Below are 6,780 nucleotides of genomic sequence, written 5' to 3'. Positions count from 1 at the left end.
CGGTCGGCCAGCAGCATCGCGAGTCTGCGCGCCGCCGCGGCGGGCAGCGCGGGGCGTGGGTCCTCGGCGGCCGGCTCCGGCCGTGCCGCCGCCCGCGCCGGCCGCAGTCCCGCCCGCCGCCGTACGGTCTCCACGGCCGCCGCGTCCAGCACCACGGCGGACGCCTCCCGCCCCGGCCCGCCGCCCGGGGGCGGACGCCGGTCGGTACCGAGCAGCGCCGTGGTGACGAGCTCCTCCCAGGCGCTGGGTTTACGGGCGGAGTTCCCGTTCATGCGAGGCTCCCTTTCCGTCGGTCGTCCTGTGGCGCCGGGTTCCGTCAGCACAGCGTCACCGCCCCTCCCGCCCCCTCCGGCCAGGCCGTCAGCGGGGTGAAGCCGCGGTGGCCGCACTCGCCGAAGACCTTGACGGGGGCGCCGCCGGAGAGGGCGACGAGCCGCCACAGCCCGGGGCGGGTGCGGGCGGCCGGGCTGAGCGGCAGGGCCGAGTCCTCGTCGGCGTCCGCCAGCTGCCAGGAGTCGCCGTCCGGGGTCGGTATGACGCGGTCCAGCGTCACCGGGACCGTGTCCAGCCACGGGTCGTCCCGCAACGCCTCGCCGTACCGGGCGACCGCCAGGGCCGTCGTCACCCCCGGCGGCCGGGTCGCGGCCGGCGCGGGCGGGGCGAACCTCTCGCCCAGGGACGCCCGCGGAGTGCCGGCTCCGGGATGGGCGGACACCTCCGCGTCCAGGGCCAGCCCGACCGGCAGCGCCGGCTCGGGAGCCCGGCCGGCGGCGCCGTAGGAAAGGAGCAGACAGGTGCGGTCCGACCCGGCGCCGTACAGCCAGATCCGGCGCGTCGTCAGTTTCGCGTCCACCGTGTCGTACTGGGCGAGGACCAGCCAGCGGTCGCGCACGGGCGGGCCGTCCGCCGGCGCGGGCAGACCGACGCGCGAACGGACCGTCGCCGCGAGACCCTCCGGGAGCAGCTCACGGCGCAGCCACGCCCGGTCGAGCAGATGCAGCAGCGCGCACTCCTCCAGCAGCCGCACCGGCCAGCCCGGCCCCGATCCCGGGATCGCCCCCAGCTCCCGCACCCGCGCGGCCAGTCCAGGCGCCTGCGCGTCGACCATGCGGGCCGCCGTCTCCTCCCACAGCGCGTACCCGGCCTGCTCCGCCGAGGCCAGGCCGGAGCGCAGCAGGTCCCCCAGACGCCGCTCCAGCTCGGTCGCCCCCGCCGTGACGCGCTCGGCCCGGCGCTCCGCCCGGCGCCGGGCCGCCTCGGGATCGGCCGGCCCGGACGCGGAACTCCCGCTGCCCGCCGCCCGTTTCGTCTGCGCCCGCCTCTTGCGGCCCGCGATCCACTGCTCGGCCCAGTCCGGCGCCTCGGCAGCCGGTACCGCACCGTCCCCGCCCGCCCACAGCAACAGCAGTCCGAGCGCGTGCTTGCACGGGAACTTACGGCTCGGACACGTGCACTTGTACGCCGGACCGGTCACGTCCGCGACGTCGACGACCGTCTGATACGGCCTGCTGCCGCTGCCCTTGCACAGCCCCCACACCGTCCCCCCGCCGGAACTGCCCGCCTCGGACCACGGACCGGCCGTGCCGAGTTTGCTTCCCGCTTTGCGTGACGCTGCGTCAGGCGCCAGTGCCAGCACCTGCTCCGCGGTCCAGCGCACCCCCTGCTGAGTCATGCCATCGAAGGTAGGTCCCGCCACTGACAATCGGCCTCGCCGGAGTGTTTTCGCAGGTCAAGGCGATTGTCAGTGGCGTGGTGCACGGTTGGTGACAGACCGAACCGGCCGAGCTGGAGGGGGCCTCAGCCATGTCTGTGTCCGTGGAACCGACGTCCGCCGCGACCGTCGATGCTGCCGAAGCACCTGGAAAGGAGCCGGCCGAGACGCTGCGGCCGCACGCCGAGGAGGCCTTCGCCGGCGAACTCGCCGCGCTGGCGGCCCAGGACGACCGGCCGCGCCCGGCTCGCTGGAAGCTGTCGCCGTGGGCGGTGGCCACCTATCTGCTCGGCGGCACACTGCCGGACGGGACGGTGATCACGCCGAAGTACGTGGGCCCGCGGCGCATCGTCGAGGTCGCGGTGACCACGCTCGCCACCGACCGTGCCCTGCTGCTCCTCGGCGTGCCCGGCACGGCCAAGACCTGGGTGTCGGAACACCTGGCCGCCGCGGTCAGCGGCGACTCGACACTGCTGGTGCAGGGCACGGCCGGCACACCGGAGGAGGCGATCCGCTACGGCTGGAACTACGCCCGGCTGCTCGCCCATGGCCCCAGCCGTGACGCCCTCGTGCCCAGTCCCGTCATGCGGGCCATGGCGGAGGGCATGACGGCCCGCGTGGAGGAGCTGACCCGCATCCCGGCCGACGTGCAGGACACGCTGATCACGATCCTGTCCGAGAAGACGCTGCCGATCCCGGAGCTCGGCCAGGAGGTGCAGGCGGTCCGCGGCTTCAACCTGATCGCCACGGCCAACGACCGCGACCGCGGGGTCAACGACCTCTCCAGCGCCCTGCGCCGCCGCTTCAACACGGTGGTGCTGCCGCTGCCGGAGAGCGCGGACGCCGAGGTCGAGATCGTCTCCCGCCGCGTCGACCAGATCGGCCGCTCCCTCGACCTGCCCGCCGTGCCCGACGGCATCGACGAGATCCGCCGCGTCGTGACCGTCTTCCGGGAGCTGCGCGACGGGGTCACCGCCGACGGCCGCACGAAGCTGAAGTCGCCCAGCGGCACGCTGTCCACGGCCGAGGCGATCTCCGTCGTCACCAACGGCCTGGCGCTCGCCGCCCACTTCGGCGACGGCGTGCTGCGTCCGGCCGATGTCGCCGCGGGCATCCTCGGTGCCGTCGTCCGCGACCCGGCCGCCGACCGCGTCGTCTGGCAGGAGTATCTGGAGACGGTCGTCCGCGAGCGCGACGGCTGGAAGGACTTCTACCGGGCCTGCCGGGAGGTGAGCGCGTGAACGACACCGGGCGGGGCAGGGCGCCCGGTTCCGGGCCGCTGCTGCTCGGGGTGCGGCACCACGGCCCCGGCTCCGCACGGGCCGTGCGGGCCGCGCTGGACGCCGCACGGCCGAGCACGGTGCTGATCGAGGGGCCGCCCGAGGCCGACACGCTGATCCCGCTGGCCGCCGACGAGGACCTGCGTCCCCCGGTCGCGCTCCTCGCCCATGCCGTGGACGAGCCCGGACGTTCGGCGTTCTGGCCGCTGGCCTCGTTCTCCCCGGAGTGGGTGGCGATCCGCTGGGCCCTGGAGCACGGGGTCCCGGCCCGGTTCATCGACCTGCCGGCCACGCACACGCTGGCGTGGGGGAGCGAGGAGGGGGAGCCGCCCGAGGCCGGTGCTCCCGACGGGGCCGCCGCCGGGAGCGACGTCCGCATCGACCCGATCGCCGTGCTCGCCGAGGCCGGGGGCTACGACGATCCCGAGCGGTGGTGGGAGGACGTCGTCGAGCACCGGGGTGCGGGTGCCGCCGAGCCCGGGGCCGGGGCGGCGGGCGCCGCGTTCGCGCCCTTCGTCGCGCTCGGGGAGGCCATGGAGGCGCTGCGGGAGACGTACGGCGTCGGCGGGCACGCCAGGGACCTCGTGCGCGAGGCGTACATGCGGCTGCAACTGCGCTCGGCACGACGCGAGTACGGGGACGCCGTGGCCGTGGTGTGCGGGGCTTGGCACGTGCCCGCGCTGCGCGGGAGGACGGCCGTCAGCGCCGACCGGGCCCTGCTGAAGGGGCTGCCCAAGGCCAAGGTGGACATGACGTGGGTGCCCTGGACCCATCGCAGGCTGTCCCGGTTCAGCGGGTACGGGGCGGGCATCGAGTCGCCGGGCTGGTACGGGCACCTGTTCGGCGTCCCGGACCGGCCGGTCGAGAGATGGCTGACCAAGGTGGCCGGACTGCTGCGCGAGGAGGACCGGATCGTCTCCTCGGCCCATGTCATCGAGGCGGTGCGGCTGGCGGAGACGCTCGCCGCGATGCGGGGCCGCCCGCTGGCCGGGCTGAGCGAGACGACGGAGGCCGTGCGGGCGGTCATGTGCGACGGCTCGGAGGTGCCACTGGCCCTGGTGCACGACCGGCTGGTGGTGGGGGACGTACTGGGCGAGGTGCCCGAGACGGCACCCGCCGTGCCGTTGCAGCGCGATCTGGCCCGGCTGCAGCGCGGCCTGCGGCTCAAGCCGGATGCGCTGGAGCGGGAACTGGAGCTCGACCTGCGCAAGGAGACCGACGCCGGACGCAGCAGGCTGCTGCACCGGCTGCGGCTGCTCGGCGTCGGGTGGGGCGAGCGGACGCAGTCGCGGGGCAGTACGGGCACCTTCCGGGAGACCTGGCGGCTGCGCTGGGAACCGGAACTGTCCGTGCGGGTCGCCGAGGCGGGCGTCTGGGGTACGACGGTGCTCGGCGCCGCGACGGCCAGGGCCGAGGCGGATGCCGTGGCCGCCCGGGCCCTCGCCGAGGTCACCGAACTCGCCGAGCGCTGTCTGCTCGCCGAACTGCCGGACGCGCTGCCCGTGGTGATGCGGGTGCTCGCCGACCGCGCGGCGCTCGACACCGACGTCGGTCACCTCGCCCAGGCCCTTCCCGCCCTGGTCCGCTCCCTGCGCTACGGCGACGTGCGCGGCACCGGCACCCGGGCGCTCACCGAGGTCGCCGTGGGTCTCGCCGAACGGATCTTCGTCGGCCTGCCCCCGGCCTGCGCAGCCCTCGACCCGGACGCGGCCGAGGAGATGCGGCGCCATGTCGACGAGGTGCACGGGGCGGTGGCACTGCTGGCGGAGGCCTTGTCCGCCGGTGGCACGGACGGACCCGCCGCCGCGCCCGGCGACCTGCGCGACCGCTGGCGCTCGGTGCTCCGCACCCTGTCCGGCCGGGACACCGTGCCCGGTGTCGTCCGGGGGCGGGCCGTGCGACTGCTGCTGGACGAGGGGGAGTTGGGACAGGACGAGGCGGCGCGGCTGATGGGGCTCGTCCTGTCGCCGGGGACACCGCCGCCGGACGCCGCCGCGTGGATCGAGGGCTTCGTCGGCGGCGGGGGCGGCATGCTGCTGGTGCACGACGAACGGCTGCTCGGCCTGGTCGACTCCTGGCTCACCGGAGTGCCGGCGGAGGCGTTCACTGACGTGCTGCCGCTGCTGCGGCGGACGTTCTCGGCGTACGAGGCCGGGGTGCGCAGAACCCTGGGCGAGCTGGTCCGGCGCGGGCCGGGCGGGCGGGGGAGCGCGATGGGCGCCGGACCGGCGGGCATCCCCGGCTTCCACCCGGAACCGGACATCGAGCGCGCCGAGGCCGTGGTACCGCTCGTGCGGCTGCTCCTCGGCCTGGACACCGAGGCGGAGCCGGCGGGGCGTTCGGAGGCGGCGGAGAGGAAGCCGGGCGGCAACGACCTCGTGGAGGTGGGCACATGACGACCGGGCCGACGACGGACACCGCCGACGCGGCCTCGGAGAGGCTGCGGCGCTGGCGGCTGGTCCTCGGGGGCGACGCGGCCGACGGGACCGGCCGCGCGCTGTCCGGGCAGGACGCCGCGATGGACGGAGCGCTCGCCGCGCTCTACGGGAAGGCGGACAAACAGCACACGGGCCGGGACCGTTCGGCCGGGCTCGGCGCGTCGGCCCCGTCCGTGGCGCGCTGGCTGGGGGACATCCGGACCTACTTCCCCTCCTCCGTCGTCCAGGTCATGCAGCGGGACGCCATCGACCGGCTCGGCCTGGCCTCGCTGCTCCTGGAACCGGAGATGCTCGAGGCGGTGGAGGCCGACGTGCACCTGGTCGGCACGCTGCTCTCCCTCAACAAGGCCATGCCGGAGACCACCAAGGAGACGGCTCGGGCGGTCGTGCGCAAGGTCGTCGAGGACCTCGAGAAGCGGCTCGCCACGCGCACCCGGGCCACCCTCACCGGTGCCCTCGACCGCAGCGCCCGGGTCAGCCGGCCGCGCCACCACGACATCGACTGGAACCGCACGATCGCGGCCAACCTCAAGCACTACCTGCCGGAGTACCGCACGATCGTGCCGGAGCGGCTCATCGGCTACGGACGCGCGGCCCAGTCGGTGAAGAAGGAGGTCATCCTCTGCATCGACCAGTCGGGGTCGATGGCGGCCTCCGTCGTCTACGCGTCGGTGTTCGGGGCGGTGCTCGCCTCCATGCGGTCGATCAGCACCCGGCTCGTCGTCTTCGACACGGCCGTCGTCGACCTCACCGACCGGCTCGACGACCCCGTCGACGTCCTGTTCGGCACCCGGCTCGGCGGCGGCACCGACATCAACCGGGCGCTCGCCCACTGCCAGTCGCAGATCACCCGGCCCGCCGAGACGGTGGTGGTGCTCATCAGCGACCTCTACGAGGGGGGCATACGGAACGAGATGCTGAAGCGGGTCGCGGCGATGAAGACGTCGGGCGTGCAGTTCGTCGCCCTGCTCGCACTGTCGGACGAGGGGGCGCCCGCGTACGACCGGGATCACGCGGCCGCTCTCGCCGCGCTGGGCGCGCCCGCCTTCGCCTGCACCCCCGATCTGTTCCCCGAGGTGATGGCGGCGGCGATCGAGAAGCGCCCGCTTCCGATACCGGACAGTGTGTGACGGCGGACGGGAAAAGGGACATGACTGTCCATCGGTACATGCCTACCCATCGGTAACAGGGGGCTTGCGCAACCTCGGGCGTGCCGTGCGAGGATCGAGCGCGCCCGAGTCGTGCCCACTTGTCATTCGTCCGCCGCACGGGAGGACCCTCCCCCTTGACCTGGTCAGCAGCCCTGCCCGGTGCCGCGGGGGGGGGGGGGCGCGCCCCCCGCCCGGCGGGG

The 6,780-nt window shown here is 74.9% G+C and carries 4 protein-coding genes and 1 pseudogene; 3 read left to right on the top strand and 2 right to left on the bottom strand.

The annotated features are described in order from the left end of the window. Together ACFW2E_RS32800 and ACFW2E_RS32795 are read right to left on the bottom strand one after the other, a co-directional pair. A pseudogene (locus ACFW2E_RS32800) lies at positions 1-272 on the bottom strand (hypothetical protein); the annotation flags it as partial. Between the two features lie 44 nt (positions 273-316). Beyond that, the gene (locus ACFW2E_RS32795; RefSeq protein WP_384471292.1) at positions 317-1,672 is read right to left on the bottom strand and encodes an SWIM zinc finger family protein; all 1,356 of its coding nucleotides are present in this window, start codon (positions 1,670-1,672) and stop codon (positions 317-319) included. A gap of 131 nt (positions 1,673-1,803) precedes the next feature. On the opposite strand from ACFW2E_RS32795, the gene ACFW2E_RS32790 reads away from it, so the two are divergent. Genes ACFW2E_RS32790 through ACFW2E_RS32780 form a run of 3 tightly spaced genes read left to right on the top strand, consistent with a single transcriptional unit; the run spans position 1,804 to position 6,559 of the window. Next, positions 1,804-2,952: an AAA family ATPase gene (locus ACFW2E_RS32790; protein ID WP_384471289.1), complete on the top strand. Its 1,149-nt coding sequence runs from the start codon at positions 1,804-1,806 to the stop codon at positions 2,950-2,952. Continuing rightward, complete coding sequence (locus ACFW2E_RS32785) at positions 2,949-5,387, top strand: DUF5682 family protein (RefSeq protein WP_384471287.1); 2,439 nt, start codon at positions 2,949-2,951, stop codon at positions 5,385-5,387. The genes ACFW2E_RS32790 and ACFW2E_RS32785 overlap by 4 nt, the downstream gene beginning before the upstream one ends. Then, entirely contained in the window at positions 5,384-6,559 is a 1,176-nt protein-coding gene (locus ACFW2E_RS32780) for a VWA domain-containing protein (protein WP_384471284.1), read from the top strand. The genes ACFW2E_RS32785 and ACFW2E_RS32780 overlap by 4 nt, the downstream gene beginning before the upstream one ends. Positions 6,560-6,780 lie beyond the last annotated feature (221 nt).

It is taken from the genome of Streptomyces sp. NPDC058964 (assembly GCF_042741275.1).
Lineage (GTDB): Bacteria > Actinomycetota > Actinomycetes > Streptomycetales > Streptomycetaceae > Streptomyces.
This window is presented reverse-complemented; position numbering and strand designations above follow the sequence as displayed.